The organism is Sphingobacterium siyangense (assembly GCF_023277505.1).
Classification (GTDB): Bacteria; Bacteroidota; Bacteroidia; order Sphingobacteriales; family Sphingobacteriaceae; genus Sphingobacterium; species Sphingobacterium siyangense.
In genome coordinates this window covers 4,694,626-4,719,358 of the sequence record NZ_CP080574.1, presented here as the reverse complement: position 1 = coordinate 4,719,358, position 24,733 = coordinate 4,694,626, and the positions used below count along the sequence as shown (strand labels likewise).

The window sequence follows — 24,733 nt, the reverse complement described above, 5'->3', positions numbered from 1 at the left end:
ATTTTTATGTTATGAATAATACCCCCGGTTCCTGATATTTTCGTGCAGGGGAAGTTTTTTTTCGGTCGGTGCCCCGCCGTGCTCCGGAAAGTTTACCATACCGGTTATTAAAAGACCTTCAACAAACTTATACCGTAGCTGGCGATGAGTAATAGCCACCCGACAGGCCTTTATAAACAGGTCGCTGTAGGTCCTTTGAAGCCTGAACAGCCCATCACATGTCCTGTAAAGCTGTTCAGGATGGCGTTTCTGGTCAAAGATCATCTGTACCAGTTCACTGAATACCGGGGATATGGCATTTGCTCTTGTCAGGTAATGGGCAGGGTTCTTTTTTCTGAACTCACGGTACTTGGCATCCAAATGTTCCTCCAGGGTGGTATAAGCATTCTGTTTTGGGCTCCTCTGATGCAGGGCGACCTGTTTTCCTCCAACAAAGATGTGCACGAGATTTTTGGTGTAGATAACCTGTGCTTTCTTTCCGATATGGCAACTGGGTGCACTATAGAAGTGTCTGTCCCTGCCCAGATAGACATGCCCGTTTTCACCGATCTTAAGCTCCGCATAATATTTTAGTGCAAAGCGATGCTCGGGTAATGGCAACAGAAGATGTTTTTCACAGCTGAGGAACCGTTCCTGCCGGCAATAGCTCCTATTCTGCATACGCGTCTGGTTCAGCTTCAATACACAGTCTTCAACGGCGCTGTTGAGGGATGATAATGAGAAAAAGCTCCTGTTTCGAAGTTTGGCAAATACCTGCGTATAAATGATCTTTACATGGTTTTCTACGGCACTCTTGTCTCTGGGCTTTCCAGCGCGCGCAGGGATGATAACAGTAGCGTAATGATTGGCCAGGTCTTCCATACAGCGGTTGATTTCAGGTTCGTACCTGTCACTTTTTATAACCGCAGACTTGAGATTGTCCGGAACGATACATCTTGGCACCCCGCCAAGAAACTGTATGCATCTATCCAGCGCATCCAAAAAGTCGGGTGTCTTCTGGCTTGGTACAGCTGTGGCGTAACAATAATTGGAAAAAGGGAGACAGGCCACAAAGATCTCACAATTTATGATCTCACCGGTATTGCCATCGATATAATGAAGCTTCTTGCCGGAAAAGTCGATATAAAGTTTATCTGCTGGTGTATGTTCCATGACCATCGAGCTGCGCTTCTGTACTTTGAGATATTGCCCCAGGTGGAAACAGAACTGTGAAAGTTCATAGCCATCCGACACACTCTGCTTATATTCTTCCCAAAGAAGTTTACGGGTAACACCCGGACGGCTGAGTTCCTGCTGAAAATAGGAAAGCCGCTCTTTGAAATCCTCAAACCGGGCGTCACGATAGGCTGGATTACCAGCATTAAGAAGCCCGTCGAGAATCGGATCCTCCAGTTCCAGCAGCTCGTTCATGTTGAGCTTTGCCTGACCGATCTTGAAAAGATAGGTCTTTACGGTGTTCTTACTCATTGATAAACAACGTGCTATCGCTTTTATGGCATAGCCCTGCTGTTTCAATCTTATCAATTGTTTTATCTGACTCATGGGTCTTGATTTACCGGCCATTGGAATAACTCTTAAAAATCTTATCCCAAATAAATCAAAATAACCAAGGGGGTCAGTATGATCCGAAATAAGTTCATCTAAATCTTATAAAGGGGTCAACATCTGCCGGAATGGCATGCGATAACTCAATGGAATTGCGCATATACTCCAGTGCAACGTACCGGAATCATGGGGTCAATTTACTCCGGAATATGCACACGCCACCATCATTCCCCAAAGATCCATAATGAAACATCTTAGTATGATTAATTTCCCTAGTTAATAAATTAACCGCCAGGTCCTCAAATCTAAGAGGGGCTAAATCTTCGAAGTGAATTTTATTAGTAGTAGTTGAAGGATTCATGAATGCTTCTAAATATCTAAATTATGGATATTTGAGTTGTTTAAATTGTTTATAATTGAAAAAACCAGATAGTAATTCAATAAAAAGGTCTTTATACATATGTATAAGGACCTTTTTATTGAATTACTTAAAGATATTATGCCTCTTTAATGTTTCTCACGTTTGTGTCTTCATTTTTTTTATTTCCATTCGATGGTGATTTGAGATTCAGAATTTCGGCTTTTAGCTGAGCGATTTCGTCATCTTTTGAAGAAAGAATACCTTTAAATACATTAACGATTTCCTCAACAGGATGGATATTATAATTATTCACTTGATCGTTAAGGATATTGTTATTAATGATAGCGTTTTCATCAAAACCTTTAATAGCTTCTACACTCGCTTGTAACACTTCAGAAACTTTCTTCAATTGTTCCTCACTTATTTCTTTTTTATTTTCCATTTTCGATACATTTTGTTGGGCAATGCCTAATTCCTTAGCAAATGTTTCCTGTTTCATTCCTCTTAATAAACGAATTTTTCGGATATTTTGACCAATATGTTTTTTAGCAAAATCGTACATAACAAAGGAAAAATTATATTACGAATATACTAAATTTTTAGGATATCATTGTTAAACTATTCTGCCCAGAGGTGTATTTTACACCTGATCTAACTATACTATTTTTTAACGGTTTAGTTATATTTGATTAATATTCCTAATGTAAAAATGGGATATTACATAAAAATGAATTAGATTTAAGCACTTAATTGTTAATAATAGGTGCTTATACGAGCCTCGCACAACAAATCTGACAATTTACCCTGCGAGTGTGAGTAGTGCTACCTGACCCTATATTTCAATAGGGTCGGTACCTGCTTATGTTCTAATGGGGACCCCTTCCTTTGGAAGGGTTGGCTTTGTCAGAGCCAGTTGCATTAGACTTTGTAAGGGCCGGCCCTATTGTTTTTTGTAACACTTATATTCTTGTTGTGAGGCTCATTCTTAAAATAGTGAGCAGATGAAAAAACAATTATTAAAGAATATTAAGAAGTCCCCGGAATAATTTTTCGTGTTTCAAATGGTTTATTTGTATTATTAAGCTAATAATACCATTATTTATTAAATAACGATTATAAACTCGAAGAGCTAGATCCTACCTATAAAATATCCAGCTTTTCCTAAAAACCAATGTGATGCGAAATTTAAGCAAATGGGATTTCTATGTCCAAATAAAAACGAAATTAAATCGAAGTTCCCTACATCATGCCATTGAAAATAAACAATTTAAAACACTTGCTCTAATCGTTTATTTTGTTTCTATGTTTAGTTTATTGTCTCAAGCCCAGCCTGCAAAAGCGCAGGCTGGAGCAAGGGATATTGTACCATTAGTAGTTGGTCAAAAAGTTTCCAATGATTTTTGGACTAAGCAACATCTTTTCTTTAACAATGGAGATACAATTCGAAGGTCGCTTAAAGAATATAAAGGCAAACTGCTTGTGCTGGACTTTTGGTCGTCAACTTGCGGAAGTTGCCTTTCTCATCAAAAGGAAATTAGCCTATATAAGACTAAATACAAAAATGATCTAAATGTTCTAATGGTGAATTCCATAATGACAAAAGACAACCTGCCAAGAATTGATAAATTCTATAAGTTACATAAAGACGAATTTTTCAAAGATGGTTTCCAGTCTATCATTTTAGATGAATCCCTTCAAGCACAATTCCGACATGTAGGTTACCCAAATTATATTTGGATCAATGCAAGTGGATACTTTCAAATACAGACTTTCAGAAATCTTATGGATAGAAGTTTAGTTCCTCCATATATATTAAAAGGAGGAGAGCAATGAAATCTATTAAATATATCTTAGTGTACTATTGTTGTTTTAATAGCCTTTCATATGGTCAAGAGCGATTGAAGAATCGAATTGTTGACATGGAAGGAAAGCCGATTTCAGGAGTAAGTATTTTGGATCAGTCTGGTGTAATTTTGGGACAATCTAAATCAAATGGTCAATTTGAATTATTTATTAATAACCAATTATCCCTAGTATTTACACATGTAAGTTATGATACACTTAGAATAGATGTGAGCAGAATTAATAAACTCCAAGAAATTGTAATGAATTTGCGAAACAATTCGCTAGAAGAGATCGAAGTAGTAAGCACAGGTTATCAAAAGCTAACAAGAGAGAGGTCTACAGGTAGTTTTGAAGCTATTGGACAAAAAGAACTTAATCAAAGATTTTCTACAAATATTATTGAGAAAATGGAAGGATTTGTTCCAGGATTACTTTTTGACAAACGATCGGGGCAAACAGAATTGCATATAAGAGGGATCAATACGATGTCACCAGGTTTAATGGCGCCATTAATAATAGTAGATAATTTTCCATTTGAAGGCGATATAGGAAGTCTTAACCCCCAAGATGTGGCTTCAATAACTGTTCTCAAAGATGCAACAGCAGCATCAATTTGGGGGGCACGAGCGGGTAACGGTGTGATTGTGATCACTACAAAAAAATCAAATGCTGGTAAAGTAAAAGTTGAAGCAAGTTTCAATACTTCAATTGACCAAAAACCAAGATTATTTGCTAAGCCTTCAATCAATTCTAAAGAATTTATGGAGATTGAGAAGTTTCTTTTTGATGAAGGCTTTTATGATAATTATCTGGAGGGAAATGGGGGAGCCTATAAGGCTCTTACTCCTTATATAGAAATGCTGGGCAGTCTACGTTCGGGGAATATTTCTGAGCAGGACGTGGAGAGAGAAAAATATATTTGGGAAAATCATGATTATAGGAATGATCTATTGAGTGATTATTATCGTTTTCCTTTTACTCAACAATATCAAATCGGAATAAATGGAGGGGATGAGAGTTTTAATAATCGACTTTCAATTACTTCGGATTTCAAAAACAAATCTGAACCGACTGATAGTTATAATAGAGTCGGAATCTTATGGTCTGGAAATCTAAAACCAAGTAGGAAACTTTCTTTAAGTTATTCTTTCGGCTATAATTCACAAAAAATAAAAGGTTCTTCTGAAAAATTGACAGACAATTTTTATCCTTATGCAACATTAACAAATGAATTAGGAGACCCACTGAATATTCCAAGGGGGTATTCTGAATCATGGCTTGAAAAGTATAAAGGACAGTATCTCAAGGATTGGTTTTATACACCGTTAAAGGATACCTATGAGTCTAAAAGCAGAGGAAACATCGAAACATTAAGAGCCGACCTTGATATTGGTTTTAAGATTTTTGAGGGACTATCAATCCATTCTAGGTATAATATTGTTTCCGAAAAAACAACGATGGAAAATATCTATGGAGAGAATTCATATTATACCAGGAATCTGATAAATCAATTTTCTCAATCTATTGAAGGAAACGTAACATCTGCAATACCGAATGGAGCCATCATGGATTATTCAACGGTAGAAGCGATCCATCAAACAGGAAGACTCTTACTTAATTTTGATCGTAAACTGAATGATGCACACCATTTTACAGGAATAGCTGGAGCTGAGATTTCTGATAGGCCAATTGATAGTAGATCATTTAGGTATTATGGGTATGATGAAATACGAAAGACAGAACAACCAGTAGATTACATTACTAATTTTCCAACTTTTGAAGGAATATTTGGATATAGCTTTATCCCTAAAGGGAATGGTATTACTTCAAAAAATGATAGAATGGCTTCTTTCTATACCAATATAGGGTATGATTTTAGAGATCGCTATTTATTCAATTTTTCTGCAAGGCGGGATGCTTCAAATACATTTGGTGTCGCTACTAACAAACGTTGGAATCCTTTATGGTCCATTGGGATGGGATGGATAATATCGCAGGAAGATTTCTTCAAGAATATAGATCAATTTGATAATCTTAAATTAAGGGGGACTTGGGGACATAGTGGTAATTCAGGAGGGCTTGGGAGCTCACTTCCTATAATTTATTACCTCCCAATTTCTTCGTCTGTGTTGAATCCAGTTCAGCAAGCATACCTTTTCAGTCTTCCAAACAAAGATCTGAAATGGGAAGATGTCCGAATGTTTAATCTGGGATTAGACTTTTCAATTTTAAAAGGTAGAATAGGAGGTTCTTTTGAGTACTTTAACAAGAAATCTACCGATCTTCTAGCAGATGACCCTTTAGATCCAACAACTGGAAGCGACAGAATGATGCGGAATGTCGCTGAACTTTCTGGAAATGGATTTGATTTCCGAATATCCACAAAGAATATGATTGGAAAATTTCGATGGAATACAGATCTGTATTTTTCAATGGCAAAAGATAAAGTATCTAAATATTATGGAACAGAAAGTAATGCTTTATATTATCTTGGGAATCATGGTACCTCATTAGATCCAATAAAAGATAGATCTTTATATCCACTTTTCGGATTTGTATATGAGGGGCTCGATAAAGAAGGTAATCCATTGGGATACCTCAATGGTGACAAAAGCACTGACTATACTAGATTAGTATCTGAGCCAATAAATAACCTAACCTACTTTGGTTCCGCAATACCACCGTATCATGGAGCGGTTAGGAATAGCTTTACATATAACAAGTTGACTCTGAATATTAATGTAATATTCAAATTGGGGCATTACTTCTATAGACCAATGTTGAATTATTCGGATATGTTTGGAGGGTGGAATATTCATCCGGACATCCTTAAAAGATGGAAAAAAGAAGGAGATGAAGCAATAACAGATATACCAAGTATGATCTATCCCTCTGATTCAAACCGTGATCTTTTTTATGCGTATTCTGAAAAAAGTATTGAATCTGCTTCAAATATACGATTGCAAGATATTAGTTTCTCCTATCCATTTAAAATGGGGAAAAAATGGCAAATGATAGGGCAATTTATGATTGGAAATGTCGGTATGCTTTGGAGAAAAAATAAAGCTGGTCTCGATCCTGAATATCTTGGTCTTCCAAATCCTAGAAGCTATTCTATAAGTGTTAAACTTCAAGCATACTAATATGAAAAAAATCATAACTTATATTTCCAGTATTTGTATAATACTTTCTTCCTGTTCAGAATACCTTGATTTAAAGCCTGACGATGCAATTAGCACTCCTGAAACATTAGAAGACTTGGAGGCAATGTTAAGCTATGAGTCAAAAATGAACGAAAATTATTGTGGTCTTGTCGAAATTGGCGCAGATGACTATCAATTGGTACGCTCTGTTTTTGATGGAAGAACAGTTTTTGAACGGGATAATTTTAGATGGGAAAATTATCCATTATATCTTCAATTAGATATGGGTGAAAATTGGCAACGTCCTTATGAAACAATACTCTATTCTAACATTGTTCTTGAAAGTCTAGAAAGAATTAGAGGAGGGGACATAACGTTGCGAAATAAGATAAAAGGAGATGCTCTCTTTGTGCGTGCCTATCGTTTCTTTAATCTTGCACAAGCATTTTCTCCTGTCTACGATCCTTCAGTTGAAAACTCTAATTTGGGAATACCGCTACGCCTTAGTTCGGATGTGAGTGAAAAAACTGTAAGATCAACAGTTAAAGAAACCTACGATCAGATATTAAGTGACTTACTGGAATCAGCCAATTTATTACCAGAGAAAGTTGGGAACAAAACTAGGCCTGATAAAGCCGCTGCTTATGCATTATTGTCTAGGGTATTATTATCTATGCAAAATTATGAAGGTGCCTTAGAGGCGGCAACAAAATGTTTGGCATTAAATAGCACTCTTATAGATTATAATAATATAGATCTTGCTAAAGCCTTTCCTTTTCCTCCGTTGAATTCGGAGACTTTATATTATGGAAAATGCCCCATCTCTTTATTACTTCCGACGAGAGCTGATGTTAGTTTAGACTTGTATGAAAAATATGAGGATAACGATTTGAGAAAAAAGGCATTCTTTTCTATGAGAACACCTCAGAGAGTTCGATTTAAAGGATATTACAGTGGTGGATCAACAGGATATTTTGCTGGTATCGCAATTGATGAGATATACCTTAATGCGGCTGAATGTAATATTAGATTAGGTAAGTTAAAACAAGGGCTGAATCTACTGAATACTTTATTAAAGAACCGATATGAAAGCGGGTCTTATATAGAAAATATTGCAGATAATGAAACTGAGGCTCTTCATATATTGTTGGAAGAGAGAAGGAAAGAACTCCCATTTAGAGGAACAAGATGGACAGACATAAGGCGATTAAATTTGGACACTCGATTTGCAACGAATATTAGGCATACAATTTATGGAACAAATGAGGAAGATGTAGAAACGTTTGTATTGCCTCCAAATGATAACAGATTTGTATTTCTTATACCTCAGTCGATTATTGAATTAACTGGAATCCCTCAAAACAAGAGATAGATAAAAAGTACAAAGCCTCAGGATTAATTTTTTGAGGCTTTGTACTTAGAACATTTTTTATTCCTGAATTGATCTTAGACTTTCAACAGTTTCATTTGTTGATGGAGTACTAGAGAATGCGGCATTGATTCTTTGAGCAACAGTTTGGCTACCACTTACGATTGCACTCATGTTAGGTTTACCTGATCCATCGTTTGGAGCAGATATTTTACAGACTTCCTCACTGGCATCACCACATGGTGTTTCAGGATTAGGTGTTAACTGATATTTAGTAGCGTCCGTACGAGAATCACCCGCCTTACCATGAAAATACCAAGTCTGATTTGCTAGTTTTATAATCGGCTGCTTTTCTTCTTTTGTGATTGCTTTGACCATAAAGAAAGCACCAAATAAAAGCATAAAAGCTGTTACACCTGCTACAATTTTTGATTTAACCGTTTTCATAATTGAAAATTTTAGTGTTTATAAATTTTTTATTTATTCAAACATTTCGGTTTTAACTCTCATTAATGCTATCGAGTAGATTATTTTAATAATAATTCAGTTTCCTTGAAACCGAATTATTCGTTTATATCATTTGTACTTTTATCTTTCTATACCAAAATTAAATAAGGTATATAAGAAAAACCTGTTTGAAATTGAGAGGAATCGAAAAATGTAATCCGTTTTCTCTCAATTTTGAATAGGTGTTTTGTATTTACGGTATAATGTAGGCGACAGTCCTGTTTTATTTCTAAAATAATTGCAAAACGCTGTAGGGGAGGTGTAACCAACTTGAACCGTTATTTCATTTACGGGCAAATCCGTTTCCAATAAAAGTTGAATTGATTTTTCTAAACGCAGATTATTGAGATATTGTCCAATTGAACAGCCTAATATATTTTTAGTAATTTTTCGAAGTTGCCATTCAGATAACTTAAATTTTCTTTGGATAATAGTAAGCCTGCATTCCTCATCAAACATATAATGATTATATAAATAAAGTTTGATGTTATTGCCGATTGTCTCTTCTGCTCTATTCGTATTTCTGTGGTCTTCAATAATATATTTATGATAAGTTGTCAAACAGGTGGAAATCTGTTGTAGTATACCTATATGGTCTTCCATGTTCTTTACTACAGTCAGCCTTAGTCCCCCTAATATGCTCCATATCTCTTTAGTAATCTTCTTATGCGGAAGTATTATCGGTGTATTGGATCTAGTCAACCAGGCATTGTATAATTCATCAAAAATCGAAAGAGGTTCTTCCATTGAAAAAGACCAAAGCTGTTCCAATGCGATACCTAGAATAGCATGATGACCGTTCTCTAATTTCATGTTATATCTGGCCGCTGGACCATAGGTTAGATAAAATGTTGGTTTGCGCATTTTTGTAAGCTTTTCACCTTGATTATTAAAGTATTCAATCTCTCCGCACAAATGAAAAAAAAGAAATGTCGTTGGTTTTGTCAGTCTAAATAGGATTGATGCTTCTTGCTTTACTTCAAATTCAAAAAGTTGCATATTTGCCCCCATTAAACTTCTTGATTGCTCAGAAATAATAACCTTTGGAGTTTCAATTATTGTCCATGGCAGACCAGTCATAGGAAATCTGCAATTATTCGGTTTATGACGAATTATTTTGGGAACTGATTTTCCACATTTCTCTTCAGTAGGTTCTATGATTACTATCTGCTCCATGCCTTTATTGCTATAAAAAGGGTGCAACATAATTAAGTTAGAGTTCTATCCAAAAATTGATCGATGCGGATAAAAATTCTAACATCAATTTATAGCCAGGCAAAATACGTTGATAGAACCTCAATATTAAATATTCTCGTCCAACGCTATTTTGACCTTGTCAAATCACTAGAATACCACGATATTTTAAAATGTAACGATTTGGAATCTTTAAGCTTACCAAAAAAGTGGATATTTTTTTTAATTGCTTTAGCTAGAGGTTGTTGAGTTTTACGTAAAATATTCCTGTATCAAGTTATGTTCCGATTACGTTTCTTTAAGATCTTTCTTTATTATATTTAGTAAATTTATGACCACATGTTGAATAATATGATATAACTAATCAATCAATATTACATGAGAAGTGAAATTATTTGGGGGAAATGGTATACGTCTTTTGTTAGGGTGATCGTGCATATAATTTTTTGGATGTTGGTCATTTTTACGTATTATTTTACTTATAGAAGGCTAGGAGGGAGCTATATCTGGATTTTAGTAGCAAAAGAACTTTTTGTAACTACATCCTTGTTCTATTCCGGTATTTGGCTTATTTCAAAATGGATAGAAAAACGAAAAGTACTTCCCCTCATAATATTTATTATCCTATCATATATCTGGTGGTTAAATATTACTTATTTTGCATGTGACTTTCTTACTGATTTTGAATTAAAGGAAGGTAGTGGCATTTATAAGTATGTGAAATTTTTTACCAGTGATGGCTATTTCGGTATTTATCAACTTAAAAAATTTCCTGGTGCATTTCCTGATTTTTTAACCCTTGTATCCCTACCATTAACACCAAAATTGGTTAAGCATCTTATTGTTCAAGGCAACAAGATGCTCTTATTAGAAAAGAATCAGGCAGAACTCGAACTTGAAAAAGCAAATTTAGAATTAAAGACTACTAATCTTGAATTAGATAAAGCAAATCTGGAACGAGATAACCTTAAGATGGAATTAGAAATTCTTAAATCTCAGATCTCTCCGCATTTTTTATTTAATACGTTAAATAGCATATATAGGCTGGCTGAAAAAGGAGAACCCAGTACTCCTAATACCATAATGAAACTGTCTAATATGTTACGGTATTTGCTTTATCAGACCAATGACGATAAAATATTCATCGCAAAAGAAATTCAGTTTTTAAATGATTATCTGGCCCTTATCCAGATCAGATTTGGTAATAACATAAATCTGAATTTTAATATAGCGAAGATAAAGGAACCTTATCGAATAGTCCCATTAATGTTATTGCCTTTTATCGAAAACGCGATCAAACATGGACCAGAAAGAAGCAGAGCAGATGCATGGGTTGATGTTTCATTAACAATTGATGCAGGTGTATTGAAATTCGTAGTTGCTAATGGAGTAAATAAAAGCAGTACTCAACCACCAAAAGGTGGCATTGGATTGAAAAATGTTAATAGGAGACTGGAACTTCGATATAAGGATAGATATAAATTAGACTTATCTGATAATCTGAATAGTTACACTGTCGTACTTGAAATTGAATTGTAATAAATCTTGAAAAATGATTAAATGTATTGTAATTGATGATGAACAACTGGCACAGGAAATACTCGTGTCTCATTTAGAGAAAATTCCCGATATAGAAATTGTGGGAGTATTTAATAATGCATTTGATGCAATGAAAGTGTTAAGATCAAACGAAATAAATCTGGTATTCTGTGATATTCAAATGCCTGATTTGGATGGTGTTAATTTTCTTAAAAGCCTTAAAAATCCTCCTTTATTTGTATTTGTTACTGGTGATCCATCACATGCTATCGAAGGATATCAATTAAATGTCCTAGATTATATACTTAAGCCATTTGGTGTAGATCGTCTTTTGCAGACTATAGAAAAAGCCCAGGCGTACTTAAACTTGGAGAAGGGAACCAAACCGGAACTGAACTTTCTTATAATTAAAGATAGGTCAAATATTATCATTACACCTTATGATGAAGTATATTCAATCAAGGCAGATAAGGATTACGTTTGGGTTGAAACATTGGAAAAAACATACCATGTGTGGAAAAAACTGATGGAAATGGAAGAATCCTTGGTCAATGCAAAGCAGTTTATCCGAGTACACAAATCTTACATCATTAATCTAGATTATGCTAAGCAAGTTGAGGGTAATATAATAAAAATGAAAGGTAGTTTAGACGATGTACCAATTGGTGGTCAATATAAAGCAGAATTGTTTAAACGATTGGGATTAACTGGAGGATAATTGTTTTTTAACATCCAGTTCTCTTGAACTCACTATTTAAGATCTTAGCAAGGAAATGGTAAATTACCATTTCCTGTTCTCTTTGTTTGGTGAAGAAAATTCTATTCAAAAGCATATGTGTCAGAGAGCCAATTATTCTAACGGTCATCATTTGAAAATCTTTATTCTTATTGCATTGATCTGCGACTAAAGTCATTTGAGCCTTATATTCGTTGAGTATCGAGCCGTAATTAATGTTCTCTATTTTCATAAATGAAGAAATCTCATCCTTCTTTTCCCGGAAATTTTTATCCAGTTTGTACTTTAATTTTGGTACAGTGTCAAATTCTTCAAGAAAACTGTCTCTCCATAAATTAAGCAATGATATTTGTTCAGCAATTGTATAATTGAATGCTGAAAGAAGATTTTTTGTCATTCCTAATGCCAGCTTCCATCTAAGGACCTCACCTTCACGTTTAACATAGGGTAATAATTTGGTAATCGTTTCACTCTCTAAGTGGAATATAGATTCGCAATTTTCAATGTTGGAGAAACCATAGCGTTCAAGTTCCCGTTCATAAGTATCAAGCATGAACTTTGAAATACGGCGACTTGTAATTAGTGGCTCCAAGATATTGTTGATACTTTTCGAGACAATTAGAAATGTACTTCCCAATTCTCCATTTAATTGAAATCGTACGCGCAGATGCGGTTCTGGATCGGCATATCTGATATAAAACCATTTTTGAATTTTATCATGTTGCTTTAGCCCTTGAACTATCCGTTGCAATTCTTCTTGAATGATCCTATCGCTTTCTCTTTCACCACAATAAATTTTGAGATATAGCCATTCGCTTCCCGGAACAAATGTTCGCTTAATATTACTTTCGGACTGAATAGGCAGGGAAGAGGAACCTCTAGTGGAATTTCCAATAATTGGAATAATCACTTCATTGGACAATACTTCGCCGTCAGAATTAATAACTGGGCTACTAAATTCATCATAAATATTTTCAATTAGCCTTAGACCCTTATGATTCAATTCTTTTAAAAAGATCTGTTTCCCAATTTCGTTACCTAGATCAATTAAAACTTCATTGTCTCCATTGGCGATTAAAACTTTTGTAGGAAGCTGGTATTTTTTTATAAAATATTCGATTTTCTCATTAGCATCCCTAAGATTCAAAGTCCTAAATTCTATATGTGGGATATGCCATTCGGCACGGGAAAGAATAAGATGCTTATAGCATATTCTGGGAAAGAAATTTTTTTTTGTGTTTGGGTGCCAGTCCCAAGAAATTTTAATGGAATTTTCTTGTTGTTGAACATCACATAAAAATCTATAAATAGTCATTCCATAATGGAAGTTATGAGCGCTGCTGAGTCTAGGAAGTACACGTTTATTTAGATTTTTTGATCTTAAAATTACCTTTCCGTTTACTACTTTTAAATATATATCACTTAATGGTATTGTATGATCCTTATCAACGGCAGCTTGACCAATAATAGGAATTTCATATTCGTATAAACTTGGCCTTGCAAGAATGTTTCCGGCATTGGATTTAGGATAAAATACGATCTCTGCCAGAATAGTTTCATTTAATTGGTTTTGTTCTTCTCGTGCAAGCTTTAAAAGTTTGGTCTTTAGTGTCTCATCAAGATATGAAAAACGGGTGAGCAACGGTAAAGACGATGAGCCTCCACAACCTTTTAAATGAAATCTGAAATCCTTAATATCAGATTTTGTTTCTAATAGGTTTCCGAATATATATAAGCCAAGGGGTAACTTGTTTTTTTCTGAATTATTCTTCGTCCCAAATATCTCAAAGTCTTTTTCTTTCAGTTCTATTGAACGTTTACTATAATCTGGCTTTTCAGAATACTTTTCTACAATTGATTCAACAAATTCAGAATAATCGGGGATATTGTTTGTTTGACTGCCAGTTAGTCCATTTAGCAGTGGGAGTTCTCTTTCTAAGATTGAGGCTTGAGTACCATATCCAATACCTTGTTCAAAATCTAAAGCCTCCATCAAGGAGATTTCCTGATCTCCATATCGTGAGTAAAATTTCTTTGTGAAAAGTTGTAGATCGTCAGCTTTTTTATTATGATTTAAATGTATTAATTCAAATATCTCGCGTATTATAATTGAAATTTCTATATCATTTAGATTGCCTTCGGTCATTTTTCTCATAGAATCCACTTGGAACAAATTTTTGGGATCTTTGTGAAATAAACTCGAAAAAGCTTCCTTGATAATACATTTCGATGAGCTGATTCCCTCTGACTCACTGTTAGCTAAAATTTCCGAAAGTTCAATAATACTATTATAAAAATTTGTTCCCTTAGATATATTAAGGGCTCTATTGAAAAAATTATTTAAGCTATCAATTGTAGTAATAGGATCGGTTTCTGGTATGAGAATTTTATGCTCGATTAGCTCAAATATGAATTTTCTAGCCTGAATTTCTTTTACCCCAAACTGTCCGATAAAATTTATTATTTGTTTGATTGTTTGCCCTTTGCTGGCATTGGCAATAACTGTTTTAATTAAAATGTTTGAGTTAATCCTGGACCAGTTAAATTTTCTGTCAGAAAAATGCTCTGTATATTCGATGTATGAGAAGTTGTCGCCATTATCGACGAGCGTTGAATTTGGATAAAAGATTATATTCTCAATCGTAATTTCATCGTTTAATAACTGTTTATTTATTATTTCCTGGCTCGCATAATCCAAGCGGTATTTAGAAAGAAACTTGTTGTTTAAAACAAGTTTGGTATTTACATTTGAAATATTCCCAATAGAAATAGATGAAAACTTTCCAAATGGAGTAGGGCGGTTGGACATTCTACTGATGTATTTATATATTGAAGGCAATATATTTCTAGTTTCCTGTGTAAAAGGTTTATTTAATAATGTTTCTAATTGATTGAAAAGGTCTTGACTGGCTATAGCAATTGCATCAAGCAACTGTGGATCTTTGAAAAATTCAACGATAAAATCCCAAAATTCCAATTCAGTCTTGCAATTATTCACTCTATCGAAAAAGCTAATTGGCAATCTTGGGTTTCTAATTATAAAGAAATCTGCAGGTTTAACAAGCCTATACATTAGTTACCTTAATATTTCTTAAAATTTTGTCTATACATTTATTGAAATCTTCGAAAGAAATCGGCTTCAATAGTTCATATATTTCCCCACTGGGAATTTCTCCATTATAGTGGCTTATTGGTGTAGCAGAAATTATAACAAAAATTGAGGACTCTGGAAATTTTGAATAATTGAAATCATTTTTATCTCCATAAGGTATAACTAAATCAAGGAAAATTATTGTAGGAGAACAAATTCTCAGTAGACTTTGGATTTCTGATCGCTCTATAGCAGTTCCCATAAGGATTAGATCATTCCTACGACTAATATAGTCTTGTAGCATCTCAATCGCTAATGCTTCATCTTCAATAAGTATACATGAAAAACCATTCTCCATCATGTTAAATTTTAATAAATAATCATTTATGAATAGGAAGTTGTCATTGTGACTGTACCAGTTTCATCTGTCTCGTCAAAAATTCCTTTACCTGTACTATTTGAATAATCTGCACTTCCGATAATTTCCTTTTCAATTTTTAAAAATTGTTCAATTTCTGAATTAGATAGTTCCATAATTTTTATTGTTTAGTGACTAATATTTTTCACTAAAATCTGCCTACTATCCACTCGAAAAAAATATTCTCGTCAAACTCGTGTTTGACCATTATGAACTACCTATTTTACCCTATTTCTTTGTTTTGTAGGTTTTAAGGGTGTTTTTTCTGTGTTTTTCCAGTTTGTCGAGTAATTCTATTGTTTTGGATGGGTGAAAATTGAGTTTGACGAGAAAAGTTGGTTCGTGACTCTTTATGTGTTATAATCAATGACAATGAAATGGAAGCGGATTACTTCATCATATGGAATCTTATATCCATGTACCTTAAGATCACAGTAACCAAGAACTAGGGTATTCGAAGTAGTATGGCACGAATCAATAACGGTTTATATAACGGGAATATTAATGTCGATTTCTAAAATATGAGGTTGACATTTTTCTGTATTTATAGACCTAGAAGCCAACTTTATCGATAAAGATGAATTAAATTGAGATCAGCCTTCAATAGTGGCAAATCTTACTCATGTTAAAAGAATCTTCCCGAAAAGCATTAACCCATTAAAATTAGGAAGGTTAATCTTAACTCGAATACTCAATTATATCAGACTAACAAATTCTAAACCTATGCAATTTGCTAAAGAAATTATATATTCCGATTGGTCCACAAGTGAATGGTTATTTAAAATTGAAGAAGTGTTTTGTCCTCTAGAATATTCTGATCATAAAAATATGATGGTCATTCAAACTGAATTTTTGGAATTGCTTAAAACGAAGATGATCTATTTTCTTTCTAGTTTTACAGAAATCATAGGAACGACGACAAAAAAGGCAAAAACTGCGATGTCTCAGCTTATTTTGACCAGTGATAAGATATATTCCTATTTAATCACCATATCAAAGATTGAAATTAAGATTGAGAAGAGCCTTCAAGTTCGCAATTTGTATCTTCAAATATTATCAATAATAGAATCTCTATTAGATGATTGTGAAAAACTAAATGAAAAGTTGTTACGTGAATTGTCATTAACGAGATATGCTTCATTTGTTGGAAAGGGGATATTTAAAAATAACGTCGAGATAGTAAAATCGAAACTAAAAAATACCTCATTAGATCCTTCCCTTACTCAAGTGATAATAAATGGTATGGTTAGCATAGTTCAACGAAAAGAGATTAAAAGAGGAGAGCTAAAATACGCATATATGATATTAGGTAAACTTTTAAATATTGATTTCTTAGTTTCTGAAAACGTTGAAGAGCTTTTAATCACTTATGATTTTAATTCGCCCGAATTTTTTAATTATCATGCCAAACGCTGTAGCGATCTATTGCTCAAAAACTCAAGTCTGCACTTTCAAATGGAGTTACTGATCGCTATGGAGGACTATTTAAATGAAATACCAATGTCGAGTGGCCAGCGATTTAAATTGGATGATGAATCAATAAGGGAACAATTAAAGATCTTTTATCGAGAGAAAAAGGACAATATCAAACAACGGATAGAATTAAGAAGGTCGGAAATCCAAGATTCCAAACTTTGGGAAGAAAATGAGAAGGCTCAAATAAATCTTCCTGTCCCTCAAATTGGGTTTCTAATTCGCCTATTTATGGAGCAGGGTCTAATTCCCAAGGAGGATATCGGAAAAACATTCAGTTACTATGCTAAACATTTCAGAACTCCTAATACAAGTTTTATCTCCGCCGATAGTTTGCAGAAGAAATCATTAGACGTTGAATTCTCTACAGCAAGAAAAATGAAAGGACACTTAATTGGAATGGTAAACTGGATTAATGAACATTATAATACCTCAAATTATAATGAATTATAATTGTTTTCTCACAAACTGTTCCATTAAACCCTGATTCTCCAAAAATTGTAGTAATTCAAAATACCAATGGTAATTGAAATTTTCGTTTTTACGTAAAAGTGGAAGATTGACATTCATAATATCTTCGACTGTGGTAATACCTAATTTATGAGCTCGAAATAAAAATTCCTTATCAAAGTCAAAGGAAGAAAGGTTAATTGTTGGCGTCGTCATAGTTCTAAAATTAAGGAATACCAATCACAAAAAGTCTTGTTTGTGCATACTTTACTAGTTCAGTTATAAATATAGGCAATCTCCATTTATTGCGATTTATCCATTGTAGCAATATGACTACTTTATCAAAATTTTGATAATATTCCTATTTCTTTTTTTGTAATAAAATCCAATTCAACATTCTTCTGAACGGGTTTTTTAAGTGGGGTGAAGGCATTCTTTTCACCCCCTTTCACTGTTTCCGTCTTGCTCATTTTTCGTGCTTTGCAACCAATGGAACAATAAATCCATGAAGTTATGAGAACGAATGTGCTATCTTTTTTTTCGTCAGAATCAATCCCTGTTTTTCTCGCAAATGTTTGTGAAACGATAGGTTCAAAACTTGGCCTTAGTCTTAATATCCGGCTTAATAATAGAAGACCCAATGGCGAAGGATTGATCCAAGTGAGCCTAATTCCAATCTCAAAAACAACTTCTAAAAACTTAACGAACAATATGCCGTCGGACTCATCTGTCCACTGCGGTCAGACTACCTACTAGTAAGCAATTGAGAGGTAAACAGTCCGCCGCGAGGGCAGGACGATTTTGTTCTTTGACGTATGGGGATGAAGCATTATCCTGATAAAAAAGGAAATTATGCGAAAGAAATAGAAGACCAACTCTAGTTGACTTTTTTTCTGAGAACGCGTAGGCAGGCAATTGGCAGCCCGGTCTGTACAGACTGACGTGAGTAATCCCGAAAAAACACAAACCGGCATGAAAGAATCCTTTGGGCTCGTTACCCAATGCCGGTTCTAGATTGAATCCATCGACAATCTTTCCAGTTTATAAGAAATCTTAAACCTTTAGATATGACAGAAAATACGAATATCCAAAATGAGGGTAATTCCCTTAATCACTTGTTATCCATCAAATCTTTATTGAACCATCTGGGATTTAAGCCCATCGAATCAAATGATAAAGAAAGTTTTTATTCTAATATTTTTAAAGCAGCTAAATTTATTCCAAAGAGTTTCAGGTTAGACCATGTTCTAGATGCCTGGTTTGATAAGACGTTGGGAAAAGGAGGTAATATAGTAGATTTTACTAAACATTATTGGCCAACATTGAATGCAGATGAGATTAATGAGAAATTGAGATCTATTTCTGATAATTTTAAATACCATCATTTATTTCCGATAAAAGAAAAACCGAGAAGGAAACGAAAACCCATAAAATTGCCCCATTATCAAGTTGATCGAATTAGAAAGCTAGAACTTTCAGGTGAAGTTTTCGATTTCCTGAACGAATCTAAACTTTGGGAATTTGCAGACTCCAATCTTGTTGAGGTCCATTATTATGTTATTGATCAGATGGGCAAGAGAAAAGATTTTTGCGCAGCAGGCTGGCCAAACGAAAATGGAGGATGGGAAGTCTATGCAAAAAACTTTAGATCATGTATTGGGCCTAAAGGGATGAGCATTTTTCAGGCATCGACTAGAAATATAACCATCTTTCAGGAGTTTACAGATTATCTGAAAAACAGGGATCAATTGTATGCGCTCTATTCTTCCATCTTAGTGCTTAACTCTCCACAATTCATTTCTGCCGCAATCAAAAGAGTTGGTAGTTATGACAATGTAAGATTCTATTTTGATGAAAATCGGGAAGGTTATAAAGAGTCCAAAATAGAAGTACAGGGCAGTTTACCTAATTGTATTTTTCTTCCGCTATAAACCAATCTTTTTAATGACAAATTATATCGACCGAAAAAATTTCGAAGGGTTGTCCATTGTGGATTTTCTCGGACGGTTGGGATACTTCCCTGTCAAAAAATCTGGCAGGGAATTTTTTTACCATAGTATGCTCCGGGAAACCGGTAAAAACACACCGTCCCTAACTGTATGGGACGAAGGAGGAAAATGGATGGATCATGGTGGCGCTAATCATACCGGAATTCATGGCGGTGGGATTGTCCAACTTGCGATGGCTTATTGGCCGAACCATTCTTATTTTGAAATTTTACAGAAGATCCACTTTACTTTTGAGCATTTTGAAAAAGCAGAAATGCCAGCCCTTGAGTCCAGTAAGGCTCCTGATCGGGAAACATATAATATCCTAGAATTTTCGCACAGCCAGAAATTGGGGAGAAATTATGTTCTTTTCAGGTACCTACAAGAAAGGGGAGTAGATTCTGTTGCAAACGGACTGATTTGGGAAGTTTACTATACTAATAAACTCTATTCCGATCCTACGAGATTATTTTATGCGATAGGGTGGAAAAATGAAAAAGACAATTGGGAAATATCCAGCCCAAAGGGATTTAAAGCCAGTATCGGAAATAAAGATATTTCAATCATACGAGGAAAGGTAGATCATCTTGCCGTATTTGAAGGTTTTCTTGATTTTTTAAGCTGGCTGAGATTAACTAAAATGAGTGATCCGCCCACTGTTATTGTGCTTAATTCGGTTTCTCTGGTCAAACGTGCAATTGAGTGTATGGGTGAATTCAATAAGATAGATCTTTATCTGGATAATGATGAAGTTGGGCGGCAATGTACCTCAACGATAAAAGCGTCTTACCCTTATGCGAGTGACCGTGCGAATGCCTATTCAGGGTATAAGGATTACAACGAAATGTTAATGGACTCGACTAAGTATCACTATAGCCGTAAAAATAGATAGCTATCTGGAATTATAAATAATCAGATTTCTGTATATTCAATGATCTGCATATTGGAATATCTATTCCGTTATGAAATTTTATAGATGAATATATTGGGGTAAGTTAATATTTATTACCAAATATGTATATGACCATATATACAAATCGACAGATGTTCCTTTATCAGGCTGTTTAATTATCTGAATTTATTTATATTCAGATAAACTGACCTAAGTATATAAATGAAGAACAAAAAGAAAAAATATGGAAGATGCTATTAAATCCTTTGTCCGTCTGATGAACGAAAAAAGATACTTAGGACCATTTAGTTTAATCAAAAATAATCATCCCCTTTGTAAAAATAAAGATCTGGCGCAATGCCTAAAAATGCTCTATTCAGATTCAGCTGGTGGCGGGAATAATGTAAATAAATATTATCTGGAAACTCCTATTGTTTCGAACCGTTTTAAGCATCCCATAAGTTGCAAATTATATATCAGGGATGGAATTGGAACAGGAATAAGGATCTCCAGGCTGGCAGTTTCTATTGCCGCCAACCAACCTACACAGTACCGGAATTATACGAATAATAGGGACTTGCCAAGTTCCGCACTTATACCGAGCCTATTCCCAAAGCCCAGACTAAAATTTGATCCGATTGATCCTTTGAAAGGATTTCGCCGCAGATAAACCACCTTATCGTTTCTTGTTTTGTTTTGGGCAAGTTGTGTCTTTGTACGTACAGATTTGCTGCTCAAATCATGTACCCACAAAAACGAACTTGCCCTGAAATAGATCTACCCGCTGGGCTGATCCATAACAGGGAAGGAAAAATGTCGCAACTCCATTTTTCTACTTTCTAAATCTTTGCCCCTTGTTTCTGGGGCATTTTTCATACATCTAATCCCAACAGCATGTTAAAAAAACACGGTAGCCTATTTACGGGAATAGGTGGCTTTGATCTGGCTGCTTCCTGGATGGGATGGGAGAATGTTTTTTCCTGTGAAAAGAATCCATTCTGCCGGAAGATCCTAGAACACTATTGGCCCCAAACCAAACACTATGAAGACATCTTTGAATTACAGGCAACTCAGTATCTGGGAAAACTCGATATTCTCAGCGGAGGATTCCCCTGTCAGCCATTCAGCCAGGCTGGACAAAGAAAGGGCATTCAGGATGAGCGCTATCTCTTCCCGGAAACTTGCCGAATTATTAAAGAAGCAAGACCGCGCTGGATTGTTCTTGAAAATGTTACTGGACTCTTCACCATTCTCGAACCCGATAGTCTATCTCAGATGGAAATCGAAGCGGTTGAGCTATTTTGTGAAGACGACAGGCAACAGGCAAATAAAACCATCATACGGCTCCAACGAAGAGTTATCGGAAGTATTATTCGAGAAATTGGTGAAGCGGGATATGTACTTTCCCAATTGCAGGATGGCACACCAGTCGTTCTCTGTATTCCGGCTGCTGCCGTTGGTGCGCCGCATCAACGGGACCGGGTTTGGTTTGTTGCCTACTCCGACAGCCACGGCAAGGAGCAATATGGGAGCAACCCTGAAACAGGTCAGGGAGAGACAGCCACTAAAGGACAGAAAGAACGAAAAGGGGACTGGGGGACAGATTTCTTTAACGGACTTTCTGATCTATCACGCTATGATAGCACTGTCGACGGATCCGGCCAAGCTAAACCAGACCATGCCTTTCGAAATCCAAGAAATGCTTTTGAGAGTACTGCCCACCAAGGAACAGGTTTCGGGTACAAAATTCCCTCGTGGAAACATTGGCCTAGTGAGTCCCCGTTTTTTAGCGGAGTTGATGGGATTTCCAGTGAACTGGACGGAATCTCCTTTTCTGTCTGGCAACAGGAAAGCAGCAGGGCCTATGGAAATGCCATAGTTCCCCAGGTTGCCTATGAGATTTTCAGGGCCATTGAGGCAGTTGGTATTTAAAAGAACCGAAATATGGAAAAAAACAAACCTTTCAGAACTGAAACCCAAAAAAATAATAGAGTATGCCGGTTTGAACTGCGGCTAACAGAAAACGAGAAAGCACAGTTCTTGGCCCTTGAAAAGTCTCTAGGGATAAACCGGTCGGAAATCGTCCGCAATAGGGTGTTATCCCATTCATCCAGGATATTGGTCGATTCTAAAACCATACTCAAAATGCTCGATACGCTAGGATTGGAGCTGGGAAGATCTGGAAATAATATCAATCAGCTCGCCCGCCACATCAATACATTGAAGCTACAGGGTAAATTGGAACCCGATGAACTGTCCCGATTCCCATCCCTAATTGCTGATTATATTAAATATCAACGGCAGATTGAACAGGAATTCAGAAATCTAATGCGATTGATCAAAGGGCAGTGATGATTGTTAAAATATTATCTTCAGCTAAAAGTTTTGGCGGTGTCCGTTATAATACGGACAAGATCCAACAGGATAAAGGTGAACTGGTAAAAGCGGCCAATTTCGGTGCGCTTGGAGCCATGACCAGCTTACGCCCATCTGATTATATCAATTATCTCGAACTACAGACCAGTGCGAACAAAAAAATAAAGAACCCACAATTTCATGTTGCGATTTCATGTAAGGGCCGCAGCCATAGTAAAGAAGAATTAGCAGAAATCGCGGAGAAGTGGTTAAAAGGAATGGGGTATGAAGATCAACCCTACTTGCTGATATTTCACAAGGATACTAAAAATAATCATATCCATATCGTCTCAACACGTGTCGGCAGGGACGGGAAAAAAATCAGCGATAGTTTTGAGAAACTTCGTTCCTATGAAGTCCTCAACCGGCTGATGGGAAACGACGAAAAAATCGAAGCTTCGAAATCCATACGAAATGCCCTTCAATACAGCTTTTCCACACGGGCACAGTTTATGATGATATTGGAAAATCAGGGCTACAGTATTACGCTTAATGCGGGAAATTATCAGGTTTCCAAATTCGGTAAAAATCTTGGTGAAGTACCTCTGGATGTTATTGACAATAAAATCGGACAGTTTCAGAAAAACCTTGATAGATTATCCCAGATTCGAGCAATTTTCCACCGCTATAAATTGGCGCATGATCCATCTGTGAGAACTTTGTATCAGGAAAACCCCGGTGGGGAAAGAAATTTTGATGTTGGTTACACATCCGATCTGGCAGAACTGTTCAAATCAAAATTTGGTATTCAGATCCATTTTCATGGAAAAGCCGGAAAACCTCCTTATGGATATACGGTAATTGACCATGCGTGCAGGTCCATATATAAAGGTGGTGACCTGATGCCACTTTCAGAATTTATCTCCGCAAATAATAGCGATAAAACGTTAAAACCTGTCAGAGTCGAAGATTTCGAGCGAGACGGTTTTAATTCGCCGGCTAATAAATCATTTAGCGCTGAAAATTCAAATGTCCTCGATGACATAGCGGAAAATGGCAGTTTTCCTGTACCTGATTTTCAGATCGACATCCGGGATGACGTCGATGATGAGGCAATTCATGGAAGAAATCGGAGACGTAAAAGAAAATCCCGCACCAATACACGTTAGCAAAACATTATTGACCAAACTCTAAAATTATGCTTGTACTTATCGGAAACCAGAAGGGAGGATGCGGTAAAAGTACGCTTGCGCTTCTGCTCGCCAATTTTTTGGCAATAGAGAAACGTCAGCCCCTGACCATTCTTGATATGGATTATCAACAGTCCCTATTTGCGAAATCGCAAAAAGCTAAAATACTGGAAAATGACCCTTTTTATGAAATTGTTCCCGCAGCGCTTGAAGATTTTCCATTAATGAAGAAGAGACTTCTAAAATCTCCAAAGGACATCATTTTAATTGATCTTCCCGGAAAGATGGATGATGATGGCCTCGTTCCAATTTTCACTTCCGCCGACCTTTTTCTGTGCCCATTTGCATATGACGAATTTTCAGTCGATTCAACGGTGCTCTTTTCAATGGTCGTCAAAAAACTGAACAGCCGGGCACAGGTTCTTTTTATCCCCAACAGGATCAAGACAAATGTAAAATACGAAACCAAAGAACAAGTCCAGAAGGTCCTGCGAAATTTTGGAACAGTCCTTTCGGAGATTTCGGACAGGATAGATTTTCAAAGGGTCTCAACAGTACATACCCCCGAAACGATCCGTCCGGTATCTTATCCGGTGCTTTCCCATATCTATGACCATTTTCTTAAAAGTGACTAATG

Annotated in this window: 21 protein-coding genes; 13 read left to right on the top strand and 8 right to left on the bottom strand. The window is 35.7% G+C overall.

Going from position 1 to position 24,733, the window contains the following annotated elements; genetic code table 11:
• Window positions 1-9: 9 nt before the first annotated feature.
• Window positions 10-1,542, bottom strand: coding sequence for an IS21 family transposase (istA, locus tag K2F45_RS19815; protein WP_248932199.1), 1,533 nt, complete (start codon window positions 1,540-1,542; stop codon window positions 10-12).
• A 500-nt stretch (window positions 1,543-2,042) separates the two neighbouring features.
• On the bottom strand, window positions 2,043-2,468 hold the full coding sequence (locus tag K2F45_RS19810; RefSeq protein ID WP_248932198.1) for a helix-turn-helix domain-containing protein: 426 nt from the start codon (window positions 2,466-2,468) through the stop codon (window positions 2,043-2,045).
• 614 nt (window positions 2,469-3,082) lie between these two features.
• Between K2F45_RS19810 and K2F45_RS19805 the strand changes: the two genes are divergently transcribed.
• Genes K2F45_RS19805 through K2F45_RS19795 form a run of 3 tightly spaced genes read left to right on the top strand, consistent with a single transcriptional unit; the run spans window position 3,083 to window position 8,266 of the window.
• Window positions 3,083-3,739 (top strand): TlpA family protein disulfide reductase, encoded by a 657-nt coding sequence (locus tag K2F45_RS19805; protein WP_248932197.1) that lies wholly within the window; start codon window positions 3,083-3,085, stop codon window positions 3,737-3,739.
• Window positions 3,736-6,894 carry a SusC/RagA family TonB-linked outer membrane protein gene (locus K2F45_RS19800; protein ID WP_248932196.1) on the top strand — a complete coding sequence of 1,053 codons (3,159 nt, stop codon included), beginning with the start codon at window positions 3,736-3,738 and terminating at the stop codon, window positions 6,892-6,894. The genes K2F45_RS19805 and K2F45_RS19800 overlap by 4 nt, the downstream gene beginning before the upstream one ends.
• Window position 6,895: 1 nt before the next feature.
• Window positions 6,896-8,266 (top strand): RagB/SusD family nutrient uptake outer membrane protein, encoded by a 1,371-nt coding sequence (locus K2F45_RS19795; RefSeq protein WP_248932195.1) that lies wholly within the window; start codon window positions 6,896-6,898, stop codon window positions 8,264-8,266.
• Between the two features lie 57 nt (window positions 8,267-8,323).
• On the opposite strand, the gene K2F45_RS19790 is transcribed toward K2F45_RS19795, so the two are convergent.
• Both K2F45_RS19790 and K2F45_RS19785 read right to left on the bottom strand, forming a co-directional pair.
• A complete protein-coding gene (locus K2F45_RS19790) occupies window positions 8,324-8,710 on the bottom strand; it encodes a hypothetical protein (RefSeq protein ID WP_248932194.1) in 387 nt (128 codons plus the stop codon).
• Window positions 8,711-8,938: 228 nt separating this feature from the next.
• Complete coding sequence (locus K2F45_RS19785; RefSeq protein WP_248932193.1) at window positions 8,939-9,946, bottom strand: helix-turn-helix domain-containing protein; 1,008 nt, start codon at window positions 9,944-9,946, stop codon at window positions 8,939-8,941.
• A 396-nt stretch (window positions 9,947-10,342) separates the two neighbouring features.
• Between K2F45_RS19785 and K2F45_RS19780 the strand changes: the two genes are divergently transcribed.
• Window positions 10,343-11,503 carry a sensor histidine kinase gene (locus K2F45_RS19780; RefSeq protein WP_248932192.1) on the top strand — a complete coding sequence of 387 codons (1,161 nt, stop codon included), beginning with the start codon at window positions 10,343-10,345 and terminating at the stop codon, window positions 11,501-11,503.
• A gap of 13 nt (window positions 11,504-11,516) precedes the next feature.
• Window positions 11,517-12,221, top strand: coding sequence for a LytR/AlgR family response regulator transcription factor (locus K2F45_RS19775; protein ID WP_248932191.1), 705 nt, complete (start codon window positions 11,517-11,519; stop codon window positions 12,219-12,221).
• A 7-nt stretch (window positions 12,222-12,228) separates the two neighbouring features.
• On the opposite strand, the gene K2F45_RS19770 is transcribed toward K2F45_RS19775, so the two are convergent.
• From K2F45_RS19770 to K2F45_RS19760, 3 genes are read right to left on the bottom strand one after another with little or no spacing between them, the layout of a single operon-like run.
• Window positions 12,229-15,312 carry a lantibiotic dehydratase gene (locus K2F45_RS19770; protein ID WP_248932190.1) on the bottom strand — a complete coding sequence of 1,028 codons (3,084 nt, stop codon included), beginning with the start codon at window positions 15,310-15,312 and terminating at the stop codon, window positions 12,229-12,231.
• A complete protein-coding gene (locus K2F45_RS19765; RefSeq protein WP_248932189.1) occupies window positions 15,305-15,691 on the bottom strand; it encodes a response regulator in 387 nt (128 codons plus the stop codon). Before K2F45_RS19765 ends, K2F45_RS19770 begins: the two co-directional genes overlap by 8 nt.
• Before the next feature lie 23 nt (window positions 15,692-15,714).
• Window positions 15,715-15,864, bottom strand: coding sequence for a hypothetical protein (locus K2F45_RS19760; protein WP_248932188.1), 150 nt, complete (start codon window positions 15,862-15,864; stop codon window positions 15,715-15,717).
• 607 nt (window positions 15,865-16,471) lie between these two features.
• On the opposite strand from K2F45_RS19760, the gene K2F45_RS19755 reads away from it, so the two are divergent.
• The gene (locus K2F45_RS19755) at window positions 16,472-17,674 is read left to right on the top strand and encodes a hypothetical protein (protein WP_248932187.1); all 1,203 of its coding nucleotides are present in this window, start codon (window positions 16,472-16,474) and stop codon (window positions 17,672-17,674) included.
• Here the strand turns inward: K2F45_RS19755 and K2F45_RS19750 are convergent.
• Window positions 17,669-17,887 carry a hypothetical protein gene (locus tag K2F45_RS19750; protein WP_248932186.1) on the bottom strand — a complete coding sequence of 73 codons (219 nt, stop codon included), beginning with the start codon at window positions 17,885-17,887 and terminating at the stop codon, window positions 17,669-17,671. The two genes, K2F45_RS19755 and K2F45_RS19750, sit on opposite strands and share 6 nt — an antisense overlap.
• Before the next feature lie 851 nt (window positions 17,888-18,738).
• Between K2F45_RS19750 and K2F45_RS19745 the strand changes: the two genes are divergently transcribed.
• The 7 genes from K2F45_RS19745 (at window position 18,739) to K2F45_RS19715 (ending at window position 24,731) form a co-directional block, all read left to right on the top strand.
• Complete coding sequence (locus K2F45_RS19745; protein ID WP_248932185.1) at window positions 18,739-19,602, top strand: hypothetical protein; 864 nt, start codon at window positions 18,739-18,741, stop codon at window positions 19,600-19,602.
• Between the two features lie 13 nt (window positions 19,603-19,615).
• Complete coding sequence (locus tag K2F45_RS19740) at window positions 19,616-20,551, top strand: toprim domain-containing protein (RefSeq protein ID WP_248932184.1); 936 nt, start codon at window positions 19,616-19,618, stop codon at window positions 20,549-20,551.
• Between the two features lie 244 nt (window positions 20,552-20,795).
• The gene (locus tag K2F45_RS19735) at window positions 20,796-21,221 is read left to right on the top strand and encodes a hypothetical protein (RefSeq protein ID WP_248932183.1); all 426 of its coding nucleotides are present in this window, start codon (window positions 20,796-20,798) and stop codon (window positions 21,219-21,221) included.
• A 224-nt stretch (window positions 21,222-21,445) separates the two neighbouring features.
• Window positions 21,446-22,483, top strand: coding sequence for a DNA cytosine methyltransferase (locus K2F45_RS19730; protein WP_248932182.1), 1,038 nt, complete (start codon window positions 21,446-21,448; stop codon window positions 22,481-22,483).
• A 12-nt stretch (window positions 22,484-22,495) separates the two neighbouring features.
• A complete protein-coding gene (locus K2F45_RS19725) occupies window positions 22,496-22,903 on the top strand; it encodes a plasmid mobilization protein (protein ID WP_248932181.1) in 408 nt (135 codons plus the stop codon).
• Window positions 22,903-24,075, top strand: a complete 1,173-nt coding sequence (locus tag K2F45_RS19720; RefSeq protein WP_248932180.1) for a relaxase/mobilization nuclease domain-containing protein — start codon at window positions 22,903-22,905, stop codon at window positions 24,073-24,075. Before K2F45_RS19725 ends, K2F45_RS19720 begins: the two co-directional genes overlap by 1 nt.
• Before the next feature lie 29 nt (window positions 24,076-24,104).
• On the top strand, window positions 24,105-24,731 hold the full coding sequence (locus tag K2F45_RS19715) for a nucleotide-binding protein (protein WP_145330650.1): 627 nt from the start codon (window positions 24,105-24,107) through the stop codon (window positions 24,729-24,731).
• Window positions 24,732-24,733: the final 2 nt, after the last annotated feature.

Bases quoted from the DNA above. Each gene is read 5' to 3' on its own strand.
- istA (WP_248932199.1), bottom strand. From the start codon at position 1,542: ATGAGTCAGATAAAACAATTGATAAGATTGAAACAGCAGGGCTATGCC.
- K2F45_RS19810 (WP_248932198.1), bottom strand. From the start codon at position 2,468: ATGTACGATTTTGCTAAAAAACATATTGGTCAAAATATCCGAAAAATT.
- K2F45_RS19805 (WP_248932197.1), top strand. From the start codon at position 3,083: ATGCGAAATTTAAGCAAATGGGATTTCTATGTCCAAATAAAAACGAAA.
- K2F45_RS19800 (WP_248932196.1), top strand. From the start codon at position 3,736: ATGAAATCTATTAAATATATCTTAGTGTACTATTGTTGTTTTAATAGC.
- K2F45_RS19795 (WP_248932195.1), top strand. From the start codon at position 6,896: ATGAAAAAAATCATAACTTATATTTCCAGTATTTGTATAATACTTTCT.
- K2F45_RS19790 (WP_248932194.1), bottom strand. From the start codon at position 8,710: ATGAAAACGGTTAAATCAAAAATTGTAGCAGGTGTAACAGCTTTTATG.
- K2F45_RS19785 (WP_248932193.1), bottom strand. From the start codon at position 9,946: ATGGAGCAGATAGTAATCATAGAACCTACTGAAGAGAAATGTGGAAAA.
- K2F45_RS19780 (WP_248932192.1), top strand. From the start codon at position 10,343: ATGAGAAGTGAAATTATTTGGGGGAAATGGTATACGTCTTTTGTTAGG.
- K2F45_RS19775 (WP_248932191.1), top strand. From the start codon at position 11,517: ATGATTAAATGTATTGTAATTGATGATGAACAACTGGCACAGGAAATA.
- K2F45_RS19770 (WP_248932190.1), bottom strand. From the start codon at position 15,312: ATGTATAGGCTTGTTAAACCTGCAGATTTCTTTATAATTAGAAACCCA.
- K2F45_RS19765 (WP_248932189.1), bottom strand. From the start codon at position 15,691: ATGATGGAGAATGGTTTTTCATGTATACTTATTGAAGATGAAGCATTA.
- K2F45_RS19760 (WP_248932188.1), bottom strand. From the start codon at position 15,864: ATGGAACTATCTAATTCAGAAATTGAACAATTTTTAAAAATTGAAAAG.
- K2F45_RS19755 (WP_248932187.1), top strand. From the start codon at position 16,472: ATGCAATTTGCTAAAGAAATTATATATTCCGATTGGTCCACAAGTGAA.
- K2F45_RS19750 (WP_248932186.1), bottom strand. From the start codon at position 17,887: ATGACGACGCCAACAATTAACCTTTCTTCCTTTGACTTTGATAAGGAA.
- K2F45_RS19745 (WP_248932185.1), top strand. From the start codon at position 18,739: ATGACAGAAAATACGAATATCCAAAATGAGGGTAATTCCCTTAATCAC.
- K2F45_RS19740 (WP_248932184.1), top strand. From the start codon at position 19,616: ATGACAAATTATATCGACCGAAAAAATTTCGAAGGGTTGTCCATTGTG.
- K2F45_RS19735 (WP_248932183.1), top strand. From the start codon at position 20,796: ATGGAAGATGCTATTAAATCCTTTGTCCGTCTGATGAACGAAAAAAGA.
- K2F45_RS19730 (WP_248932182.1), top strand. From the start codon at position 21,446: ATGTTAAAAAAACACGGTAGCCTATTTACGGGAATAGGTGGCTTTGAT.
- K2F45_RS19725 (WP_248932181.1), top strand. From the start codon at position 22,496: ATGGAAAAAAACAAACCTTTCAGAACTGAAACCCAAAAAAATAATAGA.
- K2F45_RS19720 (WP_248932180.1), top strand. From the start codon at position 22,903: ATGATTGTTAAAATATTATCTTCAGCTAAAAGTTTTGGCGGTGTCCGT.
- K2F45_RS19715 (WP_145330650.1), top strand. From the start codon at position 24,105: ATGCTTGTACTTATCGGAAACCAGAAGGGAGGATGCGGTAAAAGTACG.